Annotated in this window: 23 protein-coding genes and 1 tRNA gene; 12 read left to right on the top strand and 12 right to left on the bottom strand. The window is 67.0% G+C overall.

Features of this window, described 5'->3' with window-relative positions; all coding sequences use genetic code 11:
- Positions 1 to 79 precede the first annotated feature (79 nt).
- The 4 genes from ACW17V_RS12900 to ACW17V_RS12885 all read left to right on the top strand — a co-directional run bounded on the left by ACW17V_RS12900 (position 80) and on the right by ACW17V_RS12885 (position 3798).
- Positions 80 to 1870: a long-chain-acyl-CoA synthetase gene (locus ACW17V_RS12900; protein ID WP_492105501.1), complete on the top strand. Its 1791-nt coding sequence runs from the start codon at positions 80 to 82 to the stop codon at positions 1868 to 1870.
- Positions 1871 to 1934: 64 nt separating this feature from the next.
- The gene (locus ACW17V_RS12895) at positions 1935 to 2558 is read left to right on the top strand and encodes a hypothetical protein (protein WP_492105500.1); all 624 of its coding nucleotides are present in this window, start codon (positions 1935 to 1937) and stop codon (positions 2556 to 2558) included.
- Positions 2559 to 2564: 6 nt separating this feature from the next.
- Positions 2565 to 2864 carry a winged helix-turn-helix domain-containing protein gene (locus ACW17V_RS12890; protein ID WP_492105499.1) on the top strand — a complete coding sequence of 100 codons (300 nt, stop codon included), beginning with the start codon at positions 2565 to 2567 and terminating at the stop codon, positions 2862 to 2864.
- Positions 2865 to 2943: 79 nt separating this feature from the next.
- Complete coding sequence (locus tag ACW17V_RS12885) at positions 2944 to 3798, top strand: alpha/beta hydrolase (protein ID WP_492105498.1); 855 nt, start codon at positions 2944 to 2946, stop codon at positions 3796 to 3798.
- Here ACW17V_RS12885 and ACW17V_RS12880 read toward each other — a convergent pair.
- Positions 3795 to 4688 carry a M23 family metallopeptidase gene (locus tag ACW17V_RS12880; RefSeq protein WP_492105497.1) on the bottom strand — a complete coding sequence of 298 codons (894 nt, stop codon included), beginning with the start codon at positions 4686 to 4688 and terminating at the stop codon, positions 3795 to 3797. The genes ACW17V_RS12885 and ACW17V_RS12880 overlap by 4 nt on opposite strands.
- Positions 4689 to 4692: 4 nt before the next feature.
- Positions 4693 to 5367, bottom strand: coding sequence for a hypothetical protein (locus ACW17V_RS12875; protein WP_492105496.1), 675 nt, complete (start codon positions 5365 to 5367; stop codon positions 4693 to 4695).
- Between the two features lie 185 nt (positions 5368 to 5552).
- Between ACW17V_RS12875 and panD the strand changes: the two genes are divergently transcribed.
- Together panD and ACW17V_RS12865 are read left to right on the top strand one after the other, a co-directional pair.
- Complete coding sequence (panD, locus tag ACW17V_RS12870; RefSeq protein WP_419251790.1) at positions 5553 to 5909, top strand: aspartate 1-decarboxylase; 357 nt, start codon at positions 5553 to 5555, stop codon at positions 5907 to 5909.
- 1 nt (position 5910) lies between these two features.
- The gene (locus ACW17V_RS12865) at positions 5911 to 6375 is read left to right on the top strand and encodes a hypothetical protein (RefSeq protein ID WP_492105495.1); all 465 of its coding nucleotides are present in this window, start codon (positions 5911 to 5913) and stop codon (positions 6373 to 6375) included.
- On the opposite strand, the gene ACW17V_RS12860 is transcribed toward ACW17V_RS12865, so the two are convergent.
- Positions 6372 to 7121 (bottom strand): SIMPL domain-containing protein, encoded by a 750-nt coding sequence (locus tag ACW17V_RS12860; RefSeq protein WP_492105494.1) that lies wholly within the window; start codon positions 7119 to 7121, stop codon positions 6372 to 6374. The two genes, ACW17V_RS12865 and ACW17V_RS12860, sit on opposite strands and share 4 nt — an antisense overlap.
- Before the next feature lie 144 nt (positions 7122 to 7265).
- Between ACW17V_RS12860 and ACW17V_RS12855 the strand changes: the two genes are divergently transcribed.
- Positions 7266 to 7341, top strand: a tRNA-Ile gene (locus ACW17V_RS12855).
- A 105-nt stretch (positions 7342 to 7446) separates the two neighbouring features.
- A complete protein-coding gene (locus ACW17V_RS12850) occupies positions 7447 to 7617 on the top strand; it encodes a hypothetical protein (RefSeq protein ID WP_492105493.1) in 171 nt (56 codons plus the stop codon).
- Positions 7618 to 7631: 14 nt separating this feature from the next.
- Here ACW17V_RS12850 and ACW17V_RS12845 read toward each other — a convergent pair whose 3' ends face one another.
- From ACW17V_RS12845 to ACW17V_RS12830, 4 genes are all read right to left on the bottom strand, one after another.
- Positions 7632 to 7991: a MazG-like family protein gene (locus ACW17V_RS12845; protein ID WP_492105492.1), complete on the bottom strand. Its 360-nt coding sequence runs from the start codon at positions 7989 to 7991 to the stop codon at positions 7632 to 7634.
- 2 nt (positions 7992 to 7993) lie between these two features.
- Complete coding sequence (locus tag ACW17V_RS12840) at positions 7994 to 8578, bottom strand: TetR/AcrR family transcriptional regulator (RefSeq protein WP_492105491.1); 585 nt, start codon at positions 8576 to 8578, stop codon at positions 7994 to 7996.
- Positions 8579 to 8666: 88 nt separating this feature from the next.
- Complete coding sequence (locus ACW17V_RS12835; RefSeq protein ID WP_492105490.1) at positions 8667 to 9689, bottom strand: glutathione S-transferase N-terminal domain-containing protein; 1023 nt, start codon at positions 9687 to 9689, stop codon at positions 8667 to 8669.
- An 11-nt stretch (positions 9690 to 9700) separates the two neighbouring features.
- Positions 9701 to 10795 carry an MBL fold metallo-hydrolase gene (locus ACW17V_RS12830; RefSeq protein WP_492105489.1) on the bottom strand — a complete coding sequence of 365 codons (1095 nt, stop codon included), beginning with the start codon at positions 10793 to 10795 and terminating at the stop codon, positions 9701 to 9703.
- Positions 10796 to 10902: 107 nt separating this feature from the next.
- Between ACW17V_RS12830 and ACW17V_RS12825 the strand changes: the two genes are divergently transcribed.
- Positions 10903 to 11808 (top strand): haloalkane dehalogenase, encoded by a 906-nt coding sequence (locus tag ACW17V_RS12825; protein WP_492105488.1) that lies wholly within the window; start codon positions 10903 to 10905, stop codon positions 11806 to 11808.
- A gap of 12 nt (positions 11809 to 11820) precedes the next feature.
- Entirely contained in the window at positions 11821 to 12237 is a 417-nt protein-coding gene (locus ACW17V_RS12820) for a DUF1330 domain-containing protein (RefSeq protein WP_492105487.1), read from the top strand.
- A gap of 84 nt (positions 12238 to 12321) precedes the next feature.
- Here ACW17V_RS12820 and ACW17V_RS12815 read toward each other — a convergent pair whose 3' ends face one another.
- A complete protein-coding gene (locus tag ACW17V_RS12815; protein WP_492105486.1) occupies positions 12322 to 13989 on the bottom strand; it encodes a sulfatase-like hydrolase/transferase in 1668 nt (555 codons plus the stop codon).
- Between the two features lie 83 nt (positions 13990 to 14072).
- Positions 14073 to 14729, bottom strand: coding sequence for a 2-hydroxychromene-2-carboxylate isomerase (locus tag ACW17V_RS12810; RefSeq protein ID WP_492105485.1), 657 nt, complete (start codon positions 14727 to 14729; stop codon positions 14073 to 14075).
- 138 nt (positions 14730 to 14867) lie between these two features.
- Here ACW17V_RS12810 and ACW17V_RS12805 point away from each other — a divergent pair, with 138 nt between their 5' ends.
- Positions 14868 to 15251, top strand: a complete 384-nt coding sequence (locus ACW17V_RS12805; RefSeq protein WP_492105484.1) for a hypothetical protein — start codon at positions 14868 to 14870, stop codon at positions 15249 to 15251.
- A 12-nt stretch (positions 15252 to 15263) separates the two neighbouring features.
- On the top strand, positions 15264 to 17648 hold the full coding sequence (locus tag ACW17V_RS12800; RefSeq protein WP_492105483.1) for an arylsulfatase: 2385 nt from the start codon (positions 15264 to 15266) through the stop codon (positions 17646 to 17648).
- Here the strand turns inward: ACW17V_RS12800 and ACW17V_RS12795 are convergent.
- The 3 genes from ACW17V_RS12795 to ACW17V_RS12785 form a co-directional block, all read right to left on the bottom strand.
- The gene (locus ACW17V_RS12795; RefSeq protein ID WP_492105482.1) at positions 17645 to 18760 is read right to left on the bottom strand and encodes a hypothetical protein; all 1116 of its coding nucleotides are present in this window, start codon (positions 18758 to 18760) and stop codon (positions 17645 to 17647) included. The two genes, ACW17V_RS12800 and ACW17V_RS12795, sit on opposite strands and share 4 nt — an antisense overlap.
- A 141-nt stretch (positions 18761 to 18901) precedes the next feature.
- On the bottom strand, positions 18902 to 20407 hold the full coding sequence (locus ACW17V_RS12790) for a tryptophan halogenase family protein (protein ID WP_492105481.1): 1506 nt from the start codon (positions 20405 to 20407) through the stop codon (positions 18902 to 18904).
- Positions 20408 to 20610: 203 nt separating this feature from the next.
- Positions 20611 to 23376, bottom strand: coding sequence for a TonB-dependent receptor (locus tag ACW17V_RS12785; RefSeq protein ID WP_492105480.1), 2766 nt, complete (start codon positions 23374 to 23376; stop codon positions 20611 to 20613).
- Positions 23377 to 23621: the final 245 nt, after the last annotated feature.

The following is a 23621-nucleotide window of genomic DNA, read 5'->3' as shown; positions in this document are numbered from 1 at the left end:
GAAACGCGCACGGCGCGCGACGGCGCGGCTTGACCCGCCGCGCGGCGCTCTCCAATGGTTGTTTGAATGGAGGGTGCTTATGCGTTTGCAGGCCAGGTTGAAGCGTGAGTGGGTCTTCCTCAAAGGACTGATGCGCACGCTCAAGCGCGTGAAATCCATCGCTCCCGACAGCGCCAACCTGATCTGCGACGATCTCGAAGCGGCGGTCGATCGCTGGTCGGCCAGCCCCGCGATCACCTTCGAAGGCAAGACGATCACCTATGCCGAGCTGGACGCGATCGCCAACCGCTACGCCCACTGGGCCAAGGGGCAGAGCATCACGCGCGGCCAGACGGTGGCGCTGTTCATGCCCAACCGCCTGGAATATCTGGCGATCTGGTACGGTCTCTCAAAGGTCGGCGTCGCCACCGCCCTGATCAACAACCAGCTGACCGGCCCGGCCCTGGCCCACTGCCTGAACATTTCCCAGGCTCTGCACTGCATCGTCGATCCCGAGACCTCGCCCTGTTTCGAGCAGGTCAAGGACGGCCTGGGTCGGCATGTTCAGCAATGGGTGCTGGGAACCGCCCATGGCGACCAGCGCGATCTGGTCAACGCCCTGAAGAGCTGTAGCCAGCTGCGCCCTGATCGCGAGGCCGCGCGTGGAGGCATTACGGCCAAGGACACCGCGCTCTACATCTTCACCAGCGGCACGACGGGCCTGCCCAAGGCCGCGCGCATCAATCACATGCGCGCCCAGCTCTATATGCGCGGCTTCGCCGGTTCGACCGACGCGCGCCACACCGACCGCATCTATGTGACCCTGCCGCTCTATCACGCCACGGGCGGTCTCTGCGCCATGGGCGCGGGCCTGCTGACGGGCGGGTCGATCGTGTTGAAGAAGAAGTTCTCGGCCACGCACTTCTGGAGCGATATCCGCGCCGAGAACTGCACCATGTTCGTCTATATCGGCGAACTCTGCCGCTACCTGGCCAATCAGCCCGTCAGCGAAAACGAGACCAACCACAAGATCCGCCTGATCTTCGGCAACGGCCTGCGCCCCGATGTCTGGGACGACATGTTGGACCGTTTCAAGGTTGGCGGCGTGCTGGAGTTCTATGGCGCGACCGAGGGCAATGTCTCGTTCTTCAACTTCGACGGACGGCGCGGGGCCATTGGGCGCATCCCCGGCTATCTGAGGAAGAAGTTCAACATCCGCATCGTGCAGTTCGATGTGGAGACCGAGATGCCGATCCGCGGCGCCGACGGCTGCTGTATCGAGGTGCCTCCGGGGGAAGTTGGCGAATGTATTGGCCACATCGCCAATGACGCCCGCTCCAACTTCACCGGCTATGCCGACAAGGCCGCGACCGAGAAGAAGGTTCTGCACGACGTCTTCGCCAAGGGCGATTCCTGGTTCCGCACCGGCGACCTGATGCGCACCGACGGTGACGGCTACATCTATTTCGTCGACCGGATCGGCGACACCTTCCGCTGGAAGGGCGAGAACGTCGCCACCAGCGAAGTCTCCGAGCGTCTGGCCGGGGTGCCCGGCGTGATGGAAGTCAATGTCTATGGCGTCAAGATCGGCGACCTGGACGGAAAGGCCGGCATGGCGTCCCTGGTGGTCGGGCCCGAGTTCGATATCACCACCCTGGCAGACCATGTGGATCGCGAACTTCCGGCCTATGCGCGGCCGATCTTCGTGCGCCTGCAGCGCGAGATCGAAACCACAGGCACCTTCAAGTACCGCAAGATCGATCTGGTCAACGACGGTTTCGATCCGACCCGGACCAAGGATCCGCTCTATTTCCGGGATCCGGCCAAGGGCTACGTGAAGATCACAAAGGCGGTTTACGCCAAGGTCGTGGCGGGCGGTTTCAAGCTCTAAGAAGAACTTTACATTTCAAAGTAGGTTCGCTATTCCTCGTTCCATCGAACGATGAGGACCTGCCGTGACTGAAGAGATGAAGGCCATTCGCGACGACATCGCGTTCATGCGCGCCCTGGCCGAAGAGGGGCGTCAGGCTCCCTTGCTGGGCGGCTCGATGCTGGTTTCGGCTGGCGCGATCTTCGGCACGGCCAGCCTGATCCAGTGGGCAATCCTGTCGAAGGTGTTGCTGGCCCATTCGTGGGTGTTGGCGGTGGTCTGGATCGGCGCCGTCGTCCTTCACCTGGTGATGGTGGCCGTGCTCAAGCGCGGGATCGGCGCCAAGCCCGGCGCCGGCTCATCTGGCAATCGCGCCATGCGCAATGCCTGGATGGGCGTGGGCTGGGGCTGTTTCGTGATCTTCACCGCCCTGGCCGTGGCCAGCTGGAAAACCCACGACCTCAACCTGATCAACTTCTCGCCGTCGATCGTTCTGGCGCTATATGGCGGCGCATGGTCGGTGGCCGCGGCGATGTCTCGGTCGACCTGGCTGAGGGTCGTAGCGGTGGCCTCGTTCGCGAGCGCCATTGGGATGGCGTTGCTGATGGGCAATACCTGGGCCTGGCTTGGCTACGCCGCCGCCCTGTATCTGCTGGCGATGGTCCCGGGCCTGATCCTGATGCGGCAAGAACCCTCGGACATCGTCTAGGTCGCCATGGACGATTTCGAGATCGATCACATCGACGAGGTCATCCACGGGCGCGTGCGTCTGGGGATCATGGCCTATCTGTCGGGCGCCGAGGTCGCGGACTTCAACGCGCTGAAGGTCAAGCTGTCCGTGACTGACGGCAATCTGTCGGTCCACCTGCGCAAGCTAGAGGACGCCGGCTACGTGGCCATCGACAAGAGCTTCGTCGGCCGCAAACCGCTGACGCGCGTCAGCCTGACCGAGATCGGCCGCACGGCCTTCGGCGTCTATCTCGACGCCATCGGCAAGCTGGTCGAAGGCCGCTGAAATCGCCTCGTCCAAACCCGCGGTTCTCGCGTATCTTTGAGCGGACACACGGGCGGAGCGAGACGTGGTGAGTGGTTCTATGACGCGACGCGTCGGCTTGACGGCCCTTGCGGGATCCTTGGCGAGCGCGTGTTCGCCGCTTTCGATGTTCGCGACCCTGACGCCCAAGGACGCCGCGCGGACACCGTTGCGGGGCGCAGCCTACGGGACCGGCCCGCGTCAGGCGCTGGACGTCTATGCGCCGCCCACCGCGACGGGGGCCGAGCCGGTGGCGGTGTTCTTCTATGGCGGTTCGTGGGATTCCGGTCGGCGCGCCGACTATGCCTGGGCGGGCAGGGCCGTTGCGGCGCGGGGCTTCCTGACCCTGGTGCCGGACTACCGTCTCTATCCCGAGGTCGTCTTTCCAGACTTCCTAGACGACTGCGCGGCGGCGGTGCGCTGGGCGGTGGACAACGCCCGGGCCCTGGGCGGGGACCCTGACCGGATCGTTCTGATCGGTCACTCGGCCGGCGCCTACAATGCCGCCATGCTGGCCCTGGACCCTCGCTATCTGAAGGCGGCTGGCGTCGAGCCCAGGGTGGTGCGGGCCTTTGCCGGACTGTCAGGACCCTATGACTTCCTGCCACTGGATGGACCGATCACGCGGCGCACCTTCGGTCAGGCCCCGGATCTGCCGGCCACCCAGCCGGGACAGTTCGCCAGCGCAGGCTCCCCGGCCGCCTTCCTGGCTTCCGGCGACGCCGACACCACGGTTTATCCGCGCAACACCCGGAAGCTGGCGGCTGCTCTGCGCCAGGCGGGCGGCAAGGTCGAGGAGCGACACTATCCGGGGCTGGACCACGCCGACACGGTGCTGGCCCTGTCGCGCCCGTTCCGCGGCAAGACCGACCTGCTGGGCCAGATGACGGCGTTCCTGAAGGCCGCCGCCGTCTAGCTGCAGGCCCCGCCGTTCAGCTTGCGCTGATAGGCCTCGGCCAGGCTCAGATAGGGCGGGATGAAGGTCTGCACCGCCACCGGCTTGCCATCCGTCGTCACCCCCGCCAGGCCCGCCCGCATCTCGAAGTGCAGGTGGATGGTGGTCGGCGTGCCGCCAAAGTCGTTGGACACCTTGCCCAGCTTCTGGCCGGCCGTGACCTTGGTTCCTTCCGCCACCGCCAGGGTCGACATCTGCATGTGCAGGTAGCGGTAGGTGTAGTGCGGCGAGGCCTTGCCCACGAGGGTGACGGTATAGGTCCCGATGTCGGTGATCGTGCCGGCCTCGGTGGCGACCGCCCAGTGCTCGTTCTTCTTGCAGGTGGCCGGGCGGATGTCCTGGCCCTGGTGACCGGTTCCCGACGCGCACAGCGGGCTGGTCCGCGAGCGCGCCTCGCAGAAATTGTCACGCCAGGGCAGTGAGTAGTTCAGGCTGTCGCACTGGCTGGGCTTGCCGGGCGGACCCATGCCGCCGCCGGGGCCATAGACCTGCGAATTGGCGAAGCCCGCCTCCTGCAGGGGCCAGCACATGGCCGGCGCCCAGACGGTGCGGTCCAGATAGCCCGAGCCCTGTCCGCTGGGCAGCTGGCCGGCGGGGCCGTGGTCGAAGGTGGCGGGCGAGGGCGCGGGCGGCTCGGCCGGCTGCACCGGATCGCCGGGGCTGGGCGGCAGGGGCTCGGAGGCGTCCTGCTCGGCGCCCCCATCGACGGGCTCGTCATCGGCCTGGGGCGGGCCGGGCTCGGCCGACGGCGGCTTGGGCGGCGCGTCGGGGGCGGGCGTCTTGGGATCGCAGGCGGTCAGGGCCAGGGCGGCCAGAACAGCTAGGGCCAGGGGCGCGGTCAGCTTGCTCATCGGCTCAGCCCCCCAGGCCGGCTTCGGCGCGGGCGGCGGCGCCCAGCACCACGGTCGTGGTCTTGCCGACCAGACCCAGTACGTAATTGTCGTCGGTGCAGCGCAGGTCGCCCGCCTTCTCGCAGCGGATCTCGACGGTGTAGAGCACGCCATAGCGGATGAAGCTGGCCAGCTGGCCGTCGACCGTGCGCTGCACCGTCAGGCTTTCGGAACCGACGGGATCGATCTTGAGGGGCCTTGAGGCGGGCAGGGGAACGATGGCGGTCGTGCCGCTCAGCGAGATGCCGGCCCCCGGCGCGTCGGCGGTGATCGTATAGTAGTCGCCGAAGCTGTAGATGCGCGCCCCGGCCGTCAGCTTGGCGTCATTGGGCAGCAGGATCGGCACGCGGGTGGCGTCCACCTCGCCCTTGTCCAGATTGGCGCCCAGGGTTTCAGAGGCGCCGCCGCTTTGGCGCAGGCCGCCCACGGCGCCTTGCCAGTCGACCCGGCCGCCTCTGCGGGGTGGCACGGTCGTTGCGGGAGGGACCCGGGTCACAACGGGCGGGCGGGTGGCGCCGATCGGCGCGCCCGTCGCTGGATCCACCCGTGTCTGCGCCGTGACGCGGGAGGCGATGGTCGCGCCAACGCCCACTGTCGCGACGACTATGGCCGCCGCGACGATCAGTTGTCCGTTACGCATGGTCCCCACCGCATAACCCCGTTCTCCAAACCCTAGCGCGGATCTAGGGTGTTGTTAACCCTTTCGACTCAGGCCCGGCGATTGAACCGGCGCGGCTTCGTGGCTATATGGCCGCACTGCCTTGGGCCCATGTGTGTGGCGGCCCCAACAAAGCCCAGCTTACTCAAGGGGATACAGGTTCCGCCATGCTGCTCACCATGCTCAAGGCCAAGCTTCACCGCGCCACCGTCACCCAGGCTGACCTGGACTATGAGGGCTCGATCGCCATCGACCGCGACCTGCTGGACGCCTCGGGCATCCTGCCCAACGAGCAGGTCGACGTGCTGAACATCACCAACGGCGCGCGCTTCACCACCTACGCCATCGAGGCCCCGCGCGGCTCCAAGGTGATCGGCGTCAATGGCGCGGCCGCGCGTCTGGTGCAGAAGAACGACACCGTCATCATCGTTACCTACTGCCAGCTGCCGGCCGAGGAAGCGCGCAACTATGCGCCGACCGTGGTGCTGCTGGACGACGGCAACCTGATCAAGAAGGCCGCCTAGAATGCGCGCCCTGGCCGGACTGATCCTTGTCGCCGGCCTGCTGGCCGGCTGCGCGCCGAAGCTGCCCGAGGGGATCGACGAGGCCCGGCTGACCGAAAGCGTGGGTCGCGCCATCGGCTCTCCCTCGACCTGTGTGATGGTGGCCGACGCCTCTGGCGCGGTCGTCTGGCGCGCCGGCGGCTACATCACCTGCGCCCGCAACCTGCCCACCTGCGCGGGCGGCCAGCCGGTGATCGCCGAGGTCGTGCTCAAGAGCGCCATCGGCAAGCCGGCCCGCTTCGCCAGCTGTCCGACGGGCACGGGCGGGGTCAACACCGTCGGCTGGGCCATGGGCCCGGTGCCGACCAGCGAGGGCAAGCCCGCCCGCAACCTGACCTATGTGGCGGTCATGGAAGGCGAGCGGGCCCTGCCGGGGCGCGAGGTTCAGGAGCGCGTCGAGCGCGCCTTCGAAAAGGCCGGCTTTTAAGGCCGCAGCGCCACTTCATAGGTCGCGTTGACGTCGATCCGCACCTTCAGCTCGCCGCCGGCGACCGAGGTGGAATCGGCCATCTCGCGCTTGGCCATGGCGAACACCGGCATCGGCGGGGCGGGCGTATAGCCGCCGCCTTCGCCCAGATTGACCAGGCGAACCACCTTGTAGCCCGTGGCCTTGGAATAGAGGTCGGCCTTGGCCTGCAGCGCCTTGACCGCCGCCACCCGGGCCGCGTCCTCGGCGACCTGCGGGTTCTGCAGGCCAAAGCTGATGCCGCCCACCGTATTGGCGCCGGCCGAGACCGTGGCGTCGACCGCCTGGCCCAGCTTGCTCAGATCGCGGACCGTCACCGTCACCTGGTTGGTGACCTGATAGCCGTTGAACTTGGGCGGCTGGTTCTGCTCGTAAACATACTGCGGGTTCACGTTCAGGTTCGAGGTCTGGATATCGCGATCGGCGATCCCGGCCTTGCGCAGGGCGGCCATCACCTGGTTCATCCGGGCGCCATTGGCCTTCAGAGCGCCGGCGGCGGTCATGTCGTCGGTCTGCACGCCCAGGGTGATGGTGGCCATGTCGGGGGCGACATTGGTCTCGCCCGAGGCGGACAGGCTGAAGGTGCTGGCGCGGAAGGCCGCATCGGCGCTCTGGGCCATGGCGGGTGCGGAGGCGAGGGCGAAGGCGCCGCCCAATGCGGCGGGGATCAGGGCGGCGGAGGCGATGCGAGCGGCAAACGAAGTCATGACTTAATCTCCTGTCGGGTGGTCATGGAAGCTTGGCCGACCCGGTATGGTTCCCTGATGGAAGATTGAACCTGAACGGGAGCTTTAAGCCGCGTTCGGCCCATGCTAATGCGCCCTTCCTCCGAACGCGACGCGCGGTCCTGGGGGCCTGTAGCTCAATGGTTAGAGCCGACCGCTCATAACGGTCTGGTTGGGGGTTCGAGTCCCTCCGGGCCTACCAAACCTTCCCCGGAGGAGGGATCTCCCGCCGCGCGACTCATGAGATCGTCACAGCCCAGCCGCAGGGTCTTCGCTGGCTCCCGCCTGAACCGATCTGGGGAAACCTATGAAACCGCCCATCAAACGCCTGTCCGATCTCAAGCCCGCGTCCGCCCAGACTGAGGTCTATGCCCGCGCCACGCCCAAGGCCTCGCGCCGCAAGACCGCCAAGGTCCTGACCCCCGCGGAGAAGGCGGCGTTCCTGGCGTCGCGGCCGGATTTGGCGGGGAAGTCCTGATCGGGCCTGACGTTCTAGGTTGATGAGGGTTCGCTGGCGGCCTCCGCCAACCGCGTCCGCAGCCCCACCTTCTCCGACGTCTTGTTGAACTTCTCCGCCACCGCCCGGTCCAGGTCGATGCCCAGCTGCATGGCGATCAGGTCGGCGCAGATGATGACGTCGGCCAGTTCTTCGGCCAGGTCGGCGACGCTGGCGCGGGAGCCCTTGATGCCCATCCGCTCGCGTTCCAGCTTCTTGATCAGGTTGCAGGCCTCGCCCACCTCGCCGGCCAGTTCGTTGCCGCGATAGGACAGGGTGATCTGGCCGTCCGTATCCCACTCGGCCTGCCGGGCCAGGTTGGCGGCGCGCAGCGTCGGGTAGGGGGCGTCGGTCATCGTCAGGCCTCGTCGAGGATGCGGCGGACGGCGGCGCGCAGCACTTCTGAAGCCTTCTCGATGCTCAGGCCCTGTTCGCGGCGCAGCCGGGACCAGGCCTCGAAGCTGAGCAGCAGGTCCAGGGTCTCGACCTTCAGCGGGTCGTCGGTCAGCGGCGGGCGCAGTTCGCGCACCAGGATCTTGCGCAGGGCCATGACCAGCTTGCCGCTGTCTTCGTTCAGGAAGCGCGAGCGGTGGCGATAGGCTTCGGACGCGTGCTTGAACGGCGCGATCTTCTCGAAGGCGAAGGCGCGGCGGTCGACCAGTTCGAGGACTCGGTCCTTCCAGTCGGTGGAGCGGAACGGCGTGCCGACGATGGCGCGCAGCTCGTCCTCGATGGCGACGGACATCTCGCTGTAGAGGCTGTCCATGTCCTTGAAGTGCCGGAACACGGTGCGCAAACCCACATCGGCGCGGGCGGCCACCTGGTCGGCGCTGGGCGACATGTCGCCGGTGCGGATGATTTCCAGCATGGCCGTGACGATCCGGGCGCGGTTGTTCTGGCCGCGCCGCCGACGGCCGTCTGCCTCGTGCGTCGGTTCGTCCATCGCCTTGCTTGCTTCCCGCGTCACGCAACCCCGCCCGACAAATCAGTTCCGGGTTTCCTTACGGCGAGGCGCCGCCCGGCGCCAGTGGTCACGCAAACAGCGGCGCGCAGCCGGTGGCCTCCATCAGGTCGTCGATCAGGGCCTGGTCCGGCGCGTCCAGCGCCTCACGGGCCTCGCGCAGCCAGACCAGGCACTTGGCCTGGTAGGGGAAGGGCGGCTGGGTCCAGGGCAGGCCGTCGACCGTGGCCTCTACGCGATCGGCGCCGTTCATCACCGCGCGGGCGTTGGCCAGCATGACCGGCGGATAGACCCGCCCGATCTGGGCGATCACCGCCAGCAGGGTCGGGGGCGGCGCGTCCAGGCTGATCCAGTCATCGCCGCCGGGCTCCAGGCCCGACAGGTCTTCCATCTGGCTGACCCAGGCAAAGACCCGGGGCGCGATCTCCAGCGTCAGGGCCATGGGCGTGGGATCGAACTGCGCCAGCTGGGTCAGCTGTCCGTATACGGCGAAGTCGCAGGCGGCGGGGCGCGCGCCCAGCAGGAACGGCTGGACGGTCAGATGCGCCTCGAAGGCCTGCAGGAAGCGGCGATAGCTGGCCTCGATCACCGGCGCCGTGATGGGGTTGGAGCCCACCACGTACAGGCGGTCGATCTGCCGTCGGCTGAACTGCGCGCCGCGCTCGGCCAGCTCGGCGTCGGGGATGGCGGCCCCGCGCCAGCACGGCAGGATGGCGGCCGCGCGGGCGATGTCGGCCGGATAGCTCCAGCGATAGTGGAACATCGCCTTGGTCAGCCACTCGTCGGCATAGTCCTCGATCAGGGCGTCGATGAAGGCCAGGGCCGGGTCGGGCGGGATCACCGAGCGGCCGGCGTGCTCGGCCTCCAGCCGGCGGATGATCGGCGAGGAGTCGACCACCGCCTCCAGCGCGCCGTCGGGGCCCGGCAGGTAGAAGGTCGGCAGCAGCTGCACCTTGGGCCGGGGCAGGCCGTCCAGCGCCTGTCCCGAGCTGGGCAGGAAGCGATAGGCCAGGCGGCGATAGCGCAGCACCGCCAGCATCTTGCGGGTGTAGGGCGAGCCGGGCGCGCCGCTGAGAGCGATGGGATCGGTCATGGGGGCCTCGGCTATCGGAACATCTTGAGGCGATCGCTGACCACGATCTCTTTCGAGCCCGCAGGCAGGCTGACGAAGTCGCCGTCGCGGCCGACCTTGATCCTGCCCGGGAAGATCTTGCGCGAGTCGCCCAGGAACGGACCCTCCAGCGCGCCGATCGGCAGGGCCGGGGTGATGTGGGTGAACAGCAGCATGCCCACCTTGTCGCGCTGGGCGAGGCCTGCGACCTCTTCCGGCGTGGCGTGATAGCCGGGGATGTCGCCGAAGATCCTGGCCAGCCGCGGGCGGTCCGCCGCCCTGGCCGCCCGCTGCTGCGCGGCCACCAGATTGGGCGCCAGGGCCTCATGCACCAGCAGGTCGGCGCCCTTGGCGGCGGCTTCCACGCGGGGCGACAGGGCGGTGTCGCCGCTGATCACCACGGTGCGGTCCTTGTAGGTGAAGGCATAGCCGACGGCCGGACTGACCGGGTCGTGCTTTACCGGGAAGGCGGTGACCTTGAGGTCGGGATCGTCGATCAGGACGAGGTCGGGCTGGTCGGCGCCGGCGTTGAAGGTCAGGGCCTGGCCGCCGAAGCCCGAGGGCGGCACCACGGCCGCGCCATGGTGGCCGGTGCGATAGCCTTGATCGAGGCTGTAGGCCGACATGAAGCCGCCGACCACCTGATCTACGCCCTGCGGGCCATGCACGGGCACGGGGCTGGCCGAGCCGCTGCCGGCCCAGCGCTGCAGCATCAGCTCGCCCAGGCCGTCGATGTGGTCGGAGTGGAAGTGGGTCAGGAACACCGCCTCGATGCGGGCGGGCGGCAGGTTCATCAGGGACAGGTTGCGGCTGGCGCCCGAGCCGGCGTCGATGACGAACAGGCGCTTGCCGGCCAGAACCGCCGTGCAGGGCCCGGTGCGCTTGGGGTCGGGCAGGGGCCCGCCGGCGCCGCACAGGCCCACATGCAGGCCGTCGGCCAGGCCGTCATCGGGCGCGCGGGCCATGGCCTTCACATAGAGCTTTTCGACCACGGTCTGCGCGATCCTGCCGCGCGCCATCCAGCCGCCCAGTCCGGCCGCGACCACCAGTCCCAACACCGCAACTCCGACGACTGTCCTGGTTCGCATGGTCGATCCTCCCGTTCGGACGGGCTTGACCCCGTCTCAATGTAGTGACACGCATATTGTCAATATATGTCGCGCGATGGGGCGGCGAGTCAACGGGAGGAGTGGGAATGCAGGTTCTGAGGACGCCGGACGACCGGTTCGAGGCGCTGGCCGACTGGCCGTTCGCGCCGCACTACGCGACGATCACCGACGCTGACGGGACCTCGCTGCGCCTGCACTATGTGGACGAAGGCCCCCGCGATGCGCCGGTCGTGCTGCTGATGCATGGCGAGCCGTCCTGGGCCTATCTGTACCGCAAGATGATCGCCGGCCTGACGGCGCGCGGCTATCGCGTGGTGGCCCCCGACCTGATCGGCTTTGGCCGCTCCGACAAGCCGGCCGCCCGGACCGACTACACCTTCGAGCGCCATGTCGCCTGGATGAGCGCCTGGCTCACGCAGATCGACCTGAAGGACGCCACGCTGTTCTGCCAGGACTGGGGCGGGTTGATTGGCCTGCGTCTGGTCGCCGCCTTTCCCGAGCGGTTCGCCGCCGTGTGCGCGGGCAATACCGGCCTGCCGACCGGCTCGGGCATGACCGAGGGCTTCAAGGCCTGGCTGGAGTTCAGCCAGAACACGCCGGTGATGCCGATCGGCCTGATCGTCAACATGGGCACGGGCCGCGACCTGACCGAGGCCGAGATCGCCGCCTATGACGCGCCGTTCCCGGACGAGACCTTTAAGGAAGGAGCGCGGCAGTTCCCGGTGCTGGTGCCGGTGACGCCCGAGCACGGCTCGGTGGCCGAGAACAAGGCCGCGTGGACGGTGCTTGAGGCGTTCGACAAGCCCTTCCTGACCACGTTCAGCGACGGCGACGCGGTCACCAAGGGCGGGGAGGCGATCTTCCAGGCCCGGGTGCCCGGCGCGGCCGGCCAGCCCCATGTCATCGTGTCCGGTGGTCATTTCCTGCAGGAAGACTGCCCCGACGCGCTGGTTGATCTCATCGACGGCCTGGTCCGTCGCGCCCACGCCTGAAGGAGACAAGCCATGCAGGTGAAAAACGCCGTCTATCCGCCCGGTCATCAGGCCATGGCCTTCTTCGGCGCGCCGGAGGATGGGCCCTTCGTGATGGTCAATCTGCTCAAGTTCAAGGACAAGGCCGAGTATCCGGACGGCTCGCCCTCGGACCTCACGGGCCAGCAGGCCTATGCGCTCTATGGTGTCGAGGTCACCAAGCTGGTCGAGGGCCTGGGCGGTCGCATCCGCTTCAGCGGCCATGTCACCAGCATCCTGCTGGGCGAGGTCGACGAGCTGTGGGACGCGGTGGCCCTGGCCGAATATCCCTCGCTGGCGGCCTTTCAGGCCATGGCGACCTCGCCGGAGATGCACGCCATCGAGCATCACCGGATCGCTGGTCTGGCCGGCCAGTTGAACATCCGGACCAAGGAGGGCTTCGCGCCCTGAAGGGCCCCGCCCAAAGCCTTTGAACCAAAGAAAAGCCCCGTCCTTCATCGAAGGGCGGGGCCTTTTGTTGCTCTCCAGCGTCTTCTAGTTGTTCCAGTAGATGAACTCGTCGCTCGGCTTGTCCTTGACGCTCAGCGGATGGTCGATGCTGATGGCGCCGCGCAGCAGCGACGGCCAGGTCGGCTTGAGGTTGGTCTTGTCGCGGTTGGCCAGCAGGGCTTTCAGCTCCGCCACCTTGGCCGGATTGGCCGAGGCGAGGTTCTTCCGCTCGGTCGGATCGGCCGCCAGGTCGAACAGCCACAGCTTTTCGGGCTGATTGTCGGGCATGGTCAGCACCTGCAGCTTCCAGTCGCCGGCCCGCACCATGCGATAGTCGCCCGAGCGCCAGAACAGCGCCTCATGCGGCCGGGCCGGATTCTTGCCGGTCAGGTGCGGGATCAGATTGACCCCGTCGATGGGGCGATCGGTCGGCACGGCCGCGCCGGCGGCGCCGGCGGCGGTGGCGAACATGTCGATATGGCCCACGGGGCTGGAGAACTTGGCGCCCGCCGGCAGGCCCTTGGGCCAGCGCATGTAGTAGGGCACCCGCACGCCGCCCTCGAAGAAGGTGGCCTTCCAGCCGCGATAGGGGCTGTTGATCTGCGGCAGGCCCACATAGTGCGCGCCGCCGTTGTCGCTGGTGAAGACGACCAGGGTGTTGTCGTCCAGGCCCTCGTCCTTCAGCGTCTGCAGCACCCGGCCGACATTGCGATCCAGGTTGCGGATCATGGCGCCATAGACCCGCAGGCGGTGGTCCTTGATCTGGGAGAGGGCGTCGTAATCGGCCTTGGGCGCCTGCAGCGGCGTGTGCGGCGCGTTGTAGGCCAGGTACATGAAGAACGGCTGGTTCTTGTTGGCCTTGATGCTCTTGATGGCCTCGTCCGACAGATAGTCGGTCATGAAGCCCTTGGCCTTCATCATCGGCTGGCCGTTGTACTGCACGGTATAGGGCAGGTTGGCCCACAGGAACTTGTCGATCGGGTCGAAGCTCTGCTTGGAGTTGACGACCCCCGGATCGTTTTCCGGCAGGAACATCGAGCCGCCGGCGATGAAGCCCAGGCTCTCGTCGAAGCCCTGCTGCTCGGGGCGCGAGCCCTTGGAGCCGCCCAGGTGCCACTTGCCCAGATGCACCGTGTGATAGCCTCGGGTCTTCAGCACCTCGGCGATGGTGGTCTCCGAGGCGGGGACGGCCAGCTCGTCGATCGGCGGCATGTCCTTGGCTTCTTCGCGGTTGAAGTGCGGCGGGTGCAGGGCGCCGGGCGTGCGGAAGGTGCCGACCAGGCGCGAGAAGCCCACCGGGGTCGGGGTGAATTCAAAGCCGAAGCGCGTGGGATAGCGGCCGGTCATCAGCGCCGCGCGCGAGGGCGCGCAGGTGGCGTTGCCGGAATAGCCGTTGGTCAGGTCGACGCCCTGCTGGGCGATGGAGTCGATATTGGGCGTCTTGACCACGCCGTCGACACCGCCGCCATTCAGGCTGACGTCATTATAGCCCAGGTCGTCGGCCAGGATGAAGATGACGTTGGGCGGGCGCTGGTCGGCCGGGACGGCGGGCTGGGCGGGACCCTCCCGCCAGGCGACCGGCCTGTTGTCCGTGCCCTTGGGCGCCATCAGCCGTCCAATTTGATAGATCAGGAAATCGCGCCCGAACCACGCGCCGGCCAGGGCCGCCGCCACGACGCCCAGGGCGATTCCCGCCCATTTCAGGATCCGCATCCCAGCCTCCCCAAGATATCGCCGGACGGTTCCGTCCATGCATTTCGGCGATGGTTACATAATGGCACTGCGCGTGTCGATAGTTAGTCGATCAGCCTTTTCAGCCCCTGCTGGTCCAGCCGCCACCGGAACTGGTCGAAGCGGTCCTGGCCGAAGAAGGCCTCGCCGTTGAAGGCGATCATCGGCACGCCATAATGGCCCGCCGTGCGCTGGTCGACCTGACTTTTCTCGACGATCGCCGCCAGGCGCTCGGCTTCGTTGTCGGCTGTTGCGGCCAGGGCGGTCCAGTCCAGGCCGGCGCGTTCAGTGGCCCGGGCGATATGGTCGCCCTCATGCCAGTCGTCGACTTCGCCGCTCCAGATCACCCGGCTGACCTCGGTCAGGAAGGGCAGGCCCTTGCCCAGCTCGGCCGCCGCGACGCCCAGGTGAGTCAGGCGATGAATGTGCGGCTGCTCCTTCGGATAGGTGCGGGTGGCGAAGTCCATCTTCACCGGGTCCGGGATCGGCCAGCGGAAGGGCAGGCCCAGAAAGGCCGCCTCGCGGTAAATGTCCTGCATGAAATAGCTGAACCACAGGGGATCGCGGGTCTCGAAGAACTCTGGCGTCCGCACGGCCAGCGGATAGACCGGGCGGATGTTTCCGATCACGTCGAACTCGGCCTCCAGCGCGGTCAGCCGATGGGTGATCATGTACGAATAGGGCGACCGGAAGGACCAGTAGAGATCGTATTTCAGGGTCATCGTGCGCTCCCGGGGCATTGGTGTTCGATATATTGACACTCTTAATGCGACTATATCCGCTAAATCGCAGCGGTCCACGCTTGCCTTCCGATAAAAATGGCAGTTAGCATGCCACAATAATAATCGGGGAGCGGAGCGATGCGGAATCTGGTGCGAGGTCTGGTTGGCGCGGTGGGTCTGGTGGGCCTGTTGCTGGCGGCGATGTTCCTGCTGCGAACGGAGCCCGCGGCGGCGAAGTTCGGCCTTCAGGCGCTGGGGCCGCTGGGGCTGGCGTCCCTGAGGGCCGACATGGTCGGCCTGTTCGGCGCGGTTGGAATCCTGGCCCTGATGGGCGCGGTGCACAATCGTGGCGACCTGCTGCTGGCGCCGCTGATCCTGATCGGCCTGGCCCTGTCGGGGCGCACGATCTCGCTTCTGATGACCGGTTTCTCGCCGGACCTGATCCCACCGATGGTGGTCGAGGTGGTCCTGCTCGCGATCCTGGCCCTGGGACATCGCGTCCTGGGCCGGCTCCAGGCCTGATCGGGGACCGTCATGGACGAAGACAACAAACCCAAGATCGACCGTCGCTCGCTGTTGCTGGGCGCCGGGCTGGGCGTGGTCGGGACTGGCGCCGTCGTGGCTGGCGGCGCGGCCCTCAAGTCGGCGACCAGCGGCATCGTCACGCCCAAGGCCGTCGGCAAGGGCAAGGCGGCGAAGATCGGCCTGTCGTTCAAGGACTCGCGGCCGGCCCATGCCGAGGAGACCAAGGCCCCGGCTGGCGCGCCCAATGTGGTGGTGATCATCCTGGACGACGTCGGGTTCGCCGATCTGGGCTGCTATGGCGGCGAGCTGAAGACGCCGGCTCTGGACGCCCTGGCCGGCAAGGGGCTGCGCTATACCAACTTCCGCACCACGGCCATGTGCTCGTGCACGCGGGCGGCGCTGCTGACGGGACTGAACCACCACTCGGCCGGCATGGGCTGGCTGGCCGATATCGACAGCGGCTATCCCGGCTATCGCGGCGACCTGACCCGCCAGAACGCCACCCTGGCCGAGGTGCTGGTCGAAGCCGGCTGGTCGACCTTCCTGCTGGGCAAGTGGCACGTCAACAACGCCGACCATTCCGGTCCGACGGGCCCGTTCCACAACTGGCCGACCCAGCGGGGCTTTGAGCGAGCGTACTGGTATCAGGGCCATTCCAGCGACCACTTCCATCCCGGCGCGCTCTATGAGGGCATGGCGCAGGTCGAGGCGGGCGGGGAGGGCTACTACCTGTCCGACGATCTGGCGCAGCGGGCCGTGACCTATCTGCGCACTCAGCAACTGATGGCGCCGGACAAGCCGTTCTTCATGCAGCTGGCCTTCGGCGCGGCTCACTCGCCGCTGCAAGCCAAGGCGGCCGACCGCGATCTCTACAAGGGCAAGTTCGAGGCTGGCTGGGACGAGATCCGCAAGCAGCGCCTGGAGCGACAGAAGGCCCTGGCCCTGATGCCCGCCGACACGCAACTCCCGCCGCTCTCGCCCGGCGCCAAGCCGTGGGCCGAGCTGACCGCTGACCAGAAGCGGCTTTATGCCCGCTACATGGAAGTCTATGGCGGCATGGTCACCGGCGTCGACCGGGCCATCGGAACGGTCATGACCGAGCTGGACGCCATGGGCGTGCGCGACAACACCCTGGTGGTGGTGTTCTCCGATAACGGCGCCTCGGCCGAGGGCACGGAGACCGGCACGCCCAACGTCTTTGGCCCCGCCTTTGGCCGGCCGGCGTCAGAGGCCGAGGCCCTGGCCCTGTACGACACCATGGGCGAGGACGGCACGTTCCCGCACTATCCCATCGGCTGGACCAATGCGTCGAACACGCCTTACCGCCTCTACAAGCAGAACACCGCCCTGGGCGGGGTCGCCGATCCGCTGATCGTGTCGTGGCCCAAGGGCGTGGCCGAAAAGGGCGGCCTGCGAAAGCAGTTCGTCCACGTGGTCGATCTGTATCCCACCCTGCTGGACGCCTGCGGCGTCAAGCAGCCCGAGCTCTATCGCGGCGAACCGCAAAAGCCCCTGGAGGGCGCCAGCGTCGCCCCGACCTTTGCTTCGCCCCAGGCGACGACCCGGACGGAGCAGTATTACGAACTGGGCGGCTATCGGGCCTTCCAGGAAGGCGACTGGCGGCTGGTCGCCCAGCATCAGCGCGGCAAGCCCTTCGAGGACGACCACTGGGGGCTCTACGACACCGCCAAGGATCCCAACGAACTGCGCGACGTCTCGGCCGACCACGCTGACGTGGTCGCGCGCCTGAAGGACAAGTGGGCCAAGGCCGCCGCCGCCCATGACGTGCTGCCGCTGGACGACCGTCCGCTGCTGCTGAAGCTGGTCCAGACGCGCGGCGCCAAGCTGCGCAAGCAGTGGGATATCCGGCCGCCGATCGACCCGATCCCGACGGATGTCTCGCCCATCGTCTGCGGTCTGAGCCATTCCATCGAGCTGGAGCTGTCACGCCCCAATGGCGACGAAGACGGCGTGCTTGTGGCTCACGGCTCGATGCCGGCCGGCTATGTGCTGTATGTCGACAAGGGCCGGCTGATCTATGAGACCAGCCTCACGCCCTGGAGCGAGATCATCGCCTCGCCCACGCGTCTGCCGCGCGGCAACGTCAAGGTGAAGTACCAGCAGACCATGACTTCACGCCCGTTCGACGGGCGCGGCGCGCTCTACGTGAATGGCCGCAAGGTGGCTGAACGCAAGTTTGACCGGGTGCTGTTCGCGCCGGGCTATGACGGGTTCTGCGTCGGGGCTGACCACGGCAACCGGGTCTCGCGCGCCTATGAGGGGCCAAACCCCTTCAAGGGGAAAATCCAGCGCGTGTTGATCGATGTCGACACCGCCGCCATGAACCCGCTGGAGATCATGCGGTTCATGAAGGCGATGAGCATCCGGGTCTAAAAGCGGGAAGGATAGACCTGCTGGGTCTTGCTTTCGTTATAGGTCGAGCCCGGGCAGTCGACCGCGTAGCTGCTGGCGTTCTCGCGCAGATAGGGGCCCCGGCCGCTGCTTCCGTTCAGGGCGGCGCAGGACACGGCGGTCTTGTAGTTGACCGAGCCGTCCTCGCTGAGTTCGGCCATGAACTGGTCGAAGGCCAGGTCCATCAGGCCGCGCGTGGCGGCCAGGCGACGGGCGCGGCCGGCGAAGGCGGTGGTGATCTCGCCATCGGCTGAAACGGCGCGGGCGACCGGGGTCGGGCCTGCGGCCGCGCCGGCGGCGGTGATCACGCCACCCGCCAGCATGGCCTCAAGATCGGTGAAGCGGCCGCTGGCGCTGCCGACCGCGGCGGCCGTGGCGAAGGCCGCGGCGAAGCCCGCCGGAGCGCGGCCGGGGCCGCCGATCCGCGAGGCTTCCACCGCGCCGACCAGGCCGGCATAGGGCGCGTCGGCGATCGAGACGACCAGGTTCTGGTTCACATAGTAGCCAAGGGCCACGCCCTTCAGCGCGCCGCCGATGGGGGCCAGCACGGCGTCTTTCGAGGCCAGCAGCGGGCCACCGAGGGCCGCGCGGGTCATTTCGGGCGTAAAGCCGGTCCAGGCGGCGCGATAGCTGGTCTCGACGGTGGATTCCTTGACCAGTTCGCCCGTGCGCCAGCGCACCAGACGGAAGGTCACGCGGGCCGAGGCCAGCTTGTCGGTTCCCAGCCAGATGCTGGGTCCATGCAGTTCGTCGAACCGCACATAGAGCATGTATTCGCTGTCCAGCCGGCTGCGGGCCAGCATGTCGGCGCGATCCAGATGGCGCGACAGGTTGTCGACCACCTGCACGCGGGTGGGGCGGGTAGTGATGATCGCGCCACCGTCGAACCAGCGAAACTCCGGCGCGCCCTCGACCGCTTGCAGCGAGACATTGCGGAAGAACGGCTTGTGCTGGGCGGCCTTGGCGATGGCCACCGGCGGCATGGCCGGCTGGCGCAGGGCGGCGACGTCGTCGGCGCTGGCGCAGGCGCTCAGCGCCACGGCCGCGCCCGTCATGGTCAGCAGCGCCTTCAGGGACTTGGCCATCGTAACCATCGGAGCTCTCCAAAATCGCGATGGAGAATGCCCCGACAACCTTAATGGGCCATTTCGTCGCGGCGACGCTTCGCGGCAAAAAGAACGCCTCCGCCAGGCAGGTCCGGCGGAGGCGTCAGGGGAACGGGATGTCGGCGCGGTTCAGGTCTTCGTCGCGCAATGGCGGGCGATGAAATCGGCGTGGCTGGGCAGGCCCTCCACCGTGCGACCCATGATCTGGCGCAGATTGGCCATGTACGCGTCCAACTGAGCGTCGGTGACGACCCGGGTCAGCGGATGGGTTGCGCCGGGCAGCACGCCCTGTCCGATCAGCACCTGGATCCAGCTGGCCTCCTTGAAGAGGTCGTCTTCCTTGCTGAACAGCCGGCCGGACTGGGCGAACAGCTCCATGCGGGCCTTCAGCGTGTCGGGGATGTCCATCGCCTTGCAGGCCCGCCAGAACGGCGTGTCCTCGCGGGTGGTGGCCTTGTAGTGCAGGATCAGGAAGTCGCGGATGTACTCGTATTCCAGCGCGGTCTGGCGATTGTATTCGTCGATCTCGACGGTGTTGAAATCGCCGTTCGGGAACAGGGCGATGAGACGGCTCAGCGCTGACTGCACCAGATGGATGCTGGTCGACTCCAGGGGCTCCATGAAGCCGCTGGCCAGACCCATGGCGACCACGTTCCGGTTCCAGAACCGCTTGCGCCGGCCGGTGGTGAATTTCAGCTGGCGCGGCTCGGCCAGGGGCGCGCCGTCGAGATTACGCATCAGCACGGCCGTCGCCTCGGCGGCGCTGATGTGGTCGCTGCAGAACACGTGGCCGTTGCCGGTGCGATGCTGCAGGGGAATGCGCCACTGCCAGCCGGCATCGCGCGCGGTGGCCCTCGTGAAGGGCGTCAGCGGCGCGACCGAAGCGCAGGGCACGGCGATGGCGCTGTCCATCGGCAGCCAGCCGCGCCAGTCGTCATAGCCGGTCTTCAGGGTTTCCTCGATCAGCAGGCCGCGAAAGCCCGAGCAGTCGATGAAGAAATCGCCGCCCACCGTGCGGCCGTCCTGCAGGGTCAGGCCGGTGACAAAGCCGGTCTCAGGGTTCTGCCCCACGCTGACGATGCGGCCCTCGACTCGGCGCACGCCCTGCGCTTCGGCGTAGCGGCGCAGATATTGGGCATAGAGCGCGGCGTCGAAATGGAAGGCGTGGACCAGCCCCTCCAGATAGCCGCCGCCCGCCGTCTGCAGCCGGTCGAACTTCCCGGCCCGCGCGGCCCGGGCGTTCAGCGAATAATCCCACAGGCTCTCGTCATGGCCCTGCAGGCGGCGACGGTTCCAGTAGTGGTGGAAGGCCGCCAGGCCCAGCGGGCGACCGATGGGCCCGAAGGCGTGCAGATAGGACTGGCCCACGGTGTGCCAGTCGACGAACTCGATGCCCAGCTTGATCGTGCCGTTGGTGGCCGCCAGGAAGTCGTTCTCGTCCAGGCCCAGGAAGGTGTTCAGCAGCTTGATCGCCGGGATGGTGGCCTCGCCGACGCCGACCGTGCCGATCTCGTCGGACTCGACCACCGTGATCGCCACGGTCGAGCCCAGGGCGCGGGAGAGCATGGCGGCGCTCATCCAACCGGCCGTTCCGCCGCCCACAATGGTCAGGGACTTCAGTCCGCCGTCCGCCATGACTGTTCCGCCCGGTTCGCCCCTGACGGGGTCTCTCATAAAAAAGCCCCCGCCAGATTGCTCTGGCGGGGGCTGTCGCAGGTTAGGGGAGAGGTTCGACAGCTAGAGCATTTTCGAGCGAAGTGGATTCCGGTTCGCGTGAAGAAAATGCGTTAAAACAAAGATCTAGAGCTCCGGACTGACGCAGTCAGGAGGGAAATGCTCTAGAAGCGGTAGGACAGGCCCACCATGTAGGTCGTGCCGTATTTCTGGTAGTCGACGGTCCGACGCTCATCGCCGTTCTCGTAGGTCTTGAACGGCTCGTCGGTGATGTTGTTGGCCTGCAGCAGCAGGGACAGGCCGGTCAGCGGGCCGTCGCGGAACTCGTAGCCGATCTGGGCGTCGAGCACCGATTCCGCATCCACGGTCCGGTAGATCCGCGCGGCGCTGAGGCCGGCGACTTCACCCAGGAACTTGCTGCGGTCGCGGTTGCTGATCCGGGCGTTGAAGCCGTTGTTCTCGTAATAGAAGGTGGTGTTGATCACCCGCTTGGAGAGGCCCGGCATGCTGATCGGATTGGCGCCCTCGTCCAGCTTGACCTCGCTGTCGGTGAACGAGCCGCTGATGATCAGGCCGAAGTTGCGCAGCGGCTCGAAGAAGAGATCGCCCGACACCGAGGCCGAGACTTCCAGGCCGCGGATATAGCCGCCCTTGCCGTTCTCGGGTCCCTTGGCCAGACCCAGGGTCGTGCCCAGCGCCGCCTGCTGCGCGGGGCTCAGCAGCGGCTTGAAGGCCGCGAAGTCCTCGACGTGCGACGAGCTGGAGTTCACGTAGTTCGACAGCTTCTTGTAATAGACCGCGCTGGAAATATAGGCCGAGCGGCCGAAGTACTTTTCCAGAGCCAGGTCGGCGCCGTCGGCGATGTAGGGCCGCAGCTCGGGGTTGCCGCCCTCGGTGCTGAAGTAGGACGTGGCCGGATCGTTCGAGGTCAGGTTGCCGGAGTTCATGTTGAACGACTGGCTGGCGCGCAGTTCGTCCATCCGGGCCCGGGCCAGGGTGCGAGCCGCGCCGAAGCGCAGGAAGAACTCGTTCCCCAGGTCGAAGGTCAGGTTCAGGCTGGGCAGCACATAGGTGTACTTGTCGCCGCCGTCATTGTTGCTGGGATTGGCCACGTCGGCGGGATTGACGCGCGTGCCCTTCGAGGACTGGTCGGTATAGACCACCTGAACGCCGGCATTGCCGGTGACGGGGATCGCGCCCAGGGCGCTGTCGACGCCGAACTTGGCGTAGGCGATCTGCACGTCTTCCTGCACCGACCAGTTGCGGGTCTGCACGGCCGGGTTCTGGTCGGCGATCAGGGTGTAGACGCCGGCTTTCAGCAGGGCGGCGGGGTCATAGGCCAGCATGCCCTTGATGCCGATCAGGTCCAGCTTGACCGTGCCGATCAGGGCCGACTGCGGGATGGCGACGCTGGTCGGCGCGCCGTCGGCGATACGGCCGCCGAAGGTCAGGAAGCTTTCGTGCACTTCCTTGGACTTTTCGCGGCGGCTGATGGCGTAGCCGAACTCGACCTTGTTGATCGGGCCCCAGGCCAGCTCGTGTTCGGCCGTGAAGCGCGCGGCGTTCAGTTCGTCCTTGATCGAGGGGGTGTTGTAGAAGCCCGCCTGGGTCAGGGCGCCGCCCGCCGCGCCGCCGCCCCAGCCCTGCGGGTCGGTCAGACGGAAGAGGGTGGTGTTGGTATAGTCCAGCGTCGAGCCGAAGGTCGTGCCCGCGCCCGGCGTGGTGTTGAAGCTCAGGGTGTCGGTCGCGCCGACGCCGTTGGGACCCGTACCCGAATAGGACTCGAAGATCACGTCGGTGCGCTTGGCGTCCGAGTGGCTGAGATCGGCTTCCAGGGTCCAGCCGTTGTCGGTCTCGTAGGCGGTGTTCCAGCCGATCGACTTGAGCTTGGTGTCGCGGGTGTTGAGGTCGTTGCGCATCACGCCCTTGACCCCGGTGTAGGTCCCGGCGGTGACCAGACCGCCCGTGGCGGTGTAGCCGGGCTGCAGCTGGGCCGAGCTCCAGAACAGGGGCAGCTCGATGCCGCGCAGGATCTGCTTTTCCTTGAACTCGGAATAGTAGAGGTCGAGCGACGAGGTGAACTTGTCCGTGGGCTTGTATTCCAGCACGCCGATGACGCCGGTGCGCTTGAGGTTGTTGGACTGGACGTAGGGCTTGGCGCCGCCGATCACCAGGTCGCCGCTGGCCGTGGTGGGATAGCCCCAGGCGTTGAAGCGCCGGCTCTGGGTCGGGGCCGAGATGTTCGAGACGGCGACGGCGACGCCCAGCGTGTCGTCCATGAACTGGTCGACATAGGTGGCGCTGAAGCGGTGGCCGGTGTCTTCGGCGTCCGGATTCAGCTTCTTCTCGCTGTTCATCTCGTAGCGGGCATTGGCCGACAGGACGCGCTTGCCGTATTTCAGCGGGCGGATGGTCTGCAGGTCGGCGGTGCCGGCCAGGCCCTGGCCGATCAGGGCGGCGTCGGGGGTCTTGTAGACCAGCACGCCGCTGAGGATTTCCGAAGGATACTGGTCGAACTCGACGCCGCGGTTGTCGCCGGTCGAGACCTGCTCGCGGCCGTTCAGCAGCACGGTGTTGTAGTCGGGGCCCAGGCCGCGGATCGAGATCGACTGGGCGCGGCCGTCAAGGCGCTGCGCGGTCAGGCCGGGCAGGCGGGCCAGGGATTCGGCGATGGAGTTGTCGGGCAGCTTGCCGATGTCTTCGGCCGAGATCGCCTCGACGATCGAGCTGGAGGTCTTCTTCAGCGCGATGGCGTTTTCAATACTGGCGCGGATGCCGGTGACCACGATCTCTTCGACGGCCGAATCCTGCTCGGCGGTCGTGGTGGTGGTTTGGGCCTGCGCGAAGGCGGCCGAGGCGAATGCCAGCACCAGACTGGTCGCTGCGCCGCCCATCAGACGCGCACGGCTGCGCTGAGTTCTTGAGTTCATGGTCTCACCCTCCCTGTTCGGCTCTGCGCGTTTCTGACGCTGCGGTCGGAGCCGTTGTCGCAAATTACTGCAAATTAACGCACTGTAATCAACCCAAAAAAACGCAAACTGTGCGGATGAGCAAGCCTCCCATGGGCATTTGCCGTCGCAAGTGATGCAAATTTGCTGCTGACACCGGTTGTACGGGCCATTCACCTGCAAAGGAATGACATTGCCGCGATTGACAGGCGGGTAAGTCGCCTGCA

The organism is Caulobacter sp. FV2ye17ST, assembly GCF_058680955.1.
The sequence above is the reverse complement of the archived record's forward strand: the minus strand, read 5'-3'. Positions and strand labels throughout refer to the sequence as shown.

What these genes read in the sequence shown, in the direction of transcription:
- ACW17V_RS12825 (WP_492105488.1), top strand. Translation starts at nt 10,903, where the DNA reads ATGCAGGTTCTGAGGACGCCGGACGACCGGTTCGAGGCGCTGGCCGAC.
- ACW17V_RS12860 (WP_492105494.1), bottom strand. Translation starts at nt 7,121, where the DNA reads ATGACTTCGTTTGCCGCTCGCATCGCCTCCGCCGCCCTGATCCCCGCC.
- ACW17V_RS12820 (WP_492105487.1), top strand. Translation starts at nt 11,821, where the DNA reads ATGCAGGTGAAAAACGCCGTCTATCCGCCCGGTCATCAGGCCATGGCC.
- ACW17V_RS12835 (WP_492105490.1), bottom strand. Translation starts at nt 9,689, where the DNA reads ATGACCGATCCCATCGCTCTCAGCGGCGCGCCCGGCTCGCCCTACACC.
- ACW17V_RS12900 (WP_492105501.1), top strand. Translation starts at nt 80, where the DNA reads ATGCGTTTGCAGGCCAGGTTGAAGCGTGAGTGGGTCTTCCTCAAAGGA.
- ACW17V_RS12805 (WP_492105484.1), top strand. Translation starts at nt 14,868, where the DNA reads ATGCGGAATCTGGTGCGAGGTCTGGTTGGCGCGGTGGGTCTGGTGGGC.
- ACW17V_RS12810 (WP_492105485.1), bottom strand. Translation starts at nt 14,729, where the DNA reads ATGACCCTGAAATACGATCTCTACTGGTCCTTCCGGTCGCCCTATTCG.
- ACW17V_RS12800 (WP_492105483.1), top strand. Translation starts at nt 15,264, where the DNA reads ATGGACGAAGACAACAAACCCAAGATCGACCGTCGCTCGCTGTTGCTG.
- ACW17V_RS12795 (WP_492105482.1), bottom strand. Translation starts at nt 18,760, where the DNA reads ATGGTTACGATGGCCAAGTCCCTGAAGGCGCTGCTGACCATGACGGGC.
- ACW17V_RS12815 (WP_492105486.1), bottom strand. Translation starts at nt 13,989, where the DNA reads ATGCGGATCCTGAAATGGGCGGGAATCGCCCTGGGCGTCGTGGCGGCG.
- ACW17V_RS12880 (WP_492105497.1), bottom strand. Translation starts at nt 4,688, where the DNA reads ATGAGCAAGCTGACCGCGCCCCTGGCCCTAGCTGTTCTGGCCGCCCTG.
- ACW17V_RS12830 (WP_492105489.1), bottom strand. Translation starts at nt 10,795, where the DNA reads ATGCGAACCAGGACAGTCGTCGGAGTTGCGGTGTTGGGACTGGTGGTC.
- ACW17V_RS12845 (WP_492105492.1), bottom strand. Translation starts at nt 7,991, where the DNA reads ATGACCGACGCCCCCTACCCGACGCTGCGCGCCGCCAACCTGGCCCGG.
- ACW17V_RS12850 (WP_492105493.1), top strand. Translation starts at nt 7,447, where the DNA reads ATGAAACCGCCCATCAAACGCCTGTCCGATCTCAAGCCCGCGTCCGCC.
- ACW17V_RS12790 (WP_492105481.1), bottom strand. Translation starts at nt 20,407, where the DNA reads ATGGCGGACGGCGGACTGAAGTCCCTGACCATTGTGGGCGGCGGAACG.
- panD (WP_419251790.1), top strand. Translation starts at nt 5,553, where the DNA reads ATGCTGCTCACCATGCTCAAGGCCAAGCTTCACCGCGCCACCGTCACC.
- ACW17V_RS12785 (WP_492105480.1), bottom strand. Translation starts at nt 23,376, where the DNA reads ATGAACTCAAGAACTCAGCGCAGCCGTGCGCGTCTGATGGGCGGCGCA.
- ACW17V_RS12890 (WP_492105499.1), top strand. Translation starts at nt 2,565, where the DNA reads ATGGACGATTTCGAGATCGATCACATCGACGAGGTCATCCACGGGCGC.
- ACW17V_RS12865 (WP_492105495.1), top strand. Translation starts at nt 5,911, where the DNA reads ATGCGCGCCCTGGCCGGACTGATCCTTGTCGCCGGCCTGCTGGCCGGC.
- ACW17V_RS12885 (WP_492105498.1), top strand. Translation starts at nt 2,944, where the DNA reads ATGACGCGACGCGTCGGCTTGACGGCCCTTGCGGGATCCTTGGCGAGC.
- ACW17V_RS12840 (WP_492105491.1), bottom strand. Translation starts at nt 8,578, where the DNA reads ATGGACGAACCGACGCACGAGGCAGACGGCCGTCGGCGGCGCGGCCAG.
- ACW17V_RS12875 (WP_492105496.1), bottom strand. Translation starts at nt 5,367, where the DNA reads ATGCGTAACGGACAACTGATCGTCGCGGCGGCCATAGTCGTCGCGACA.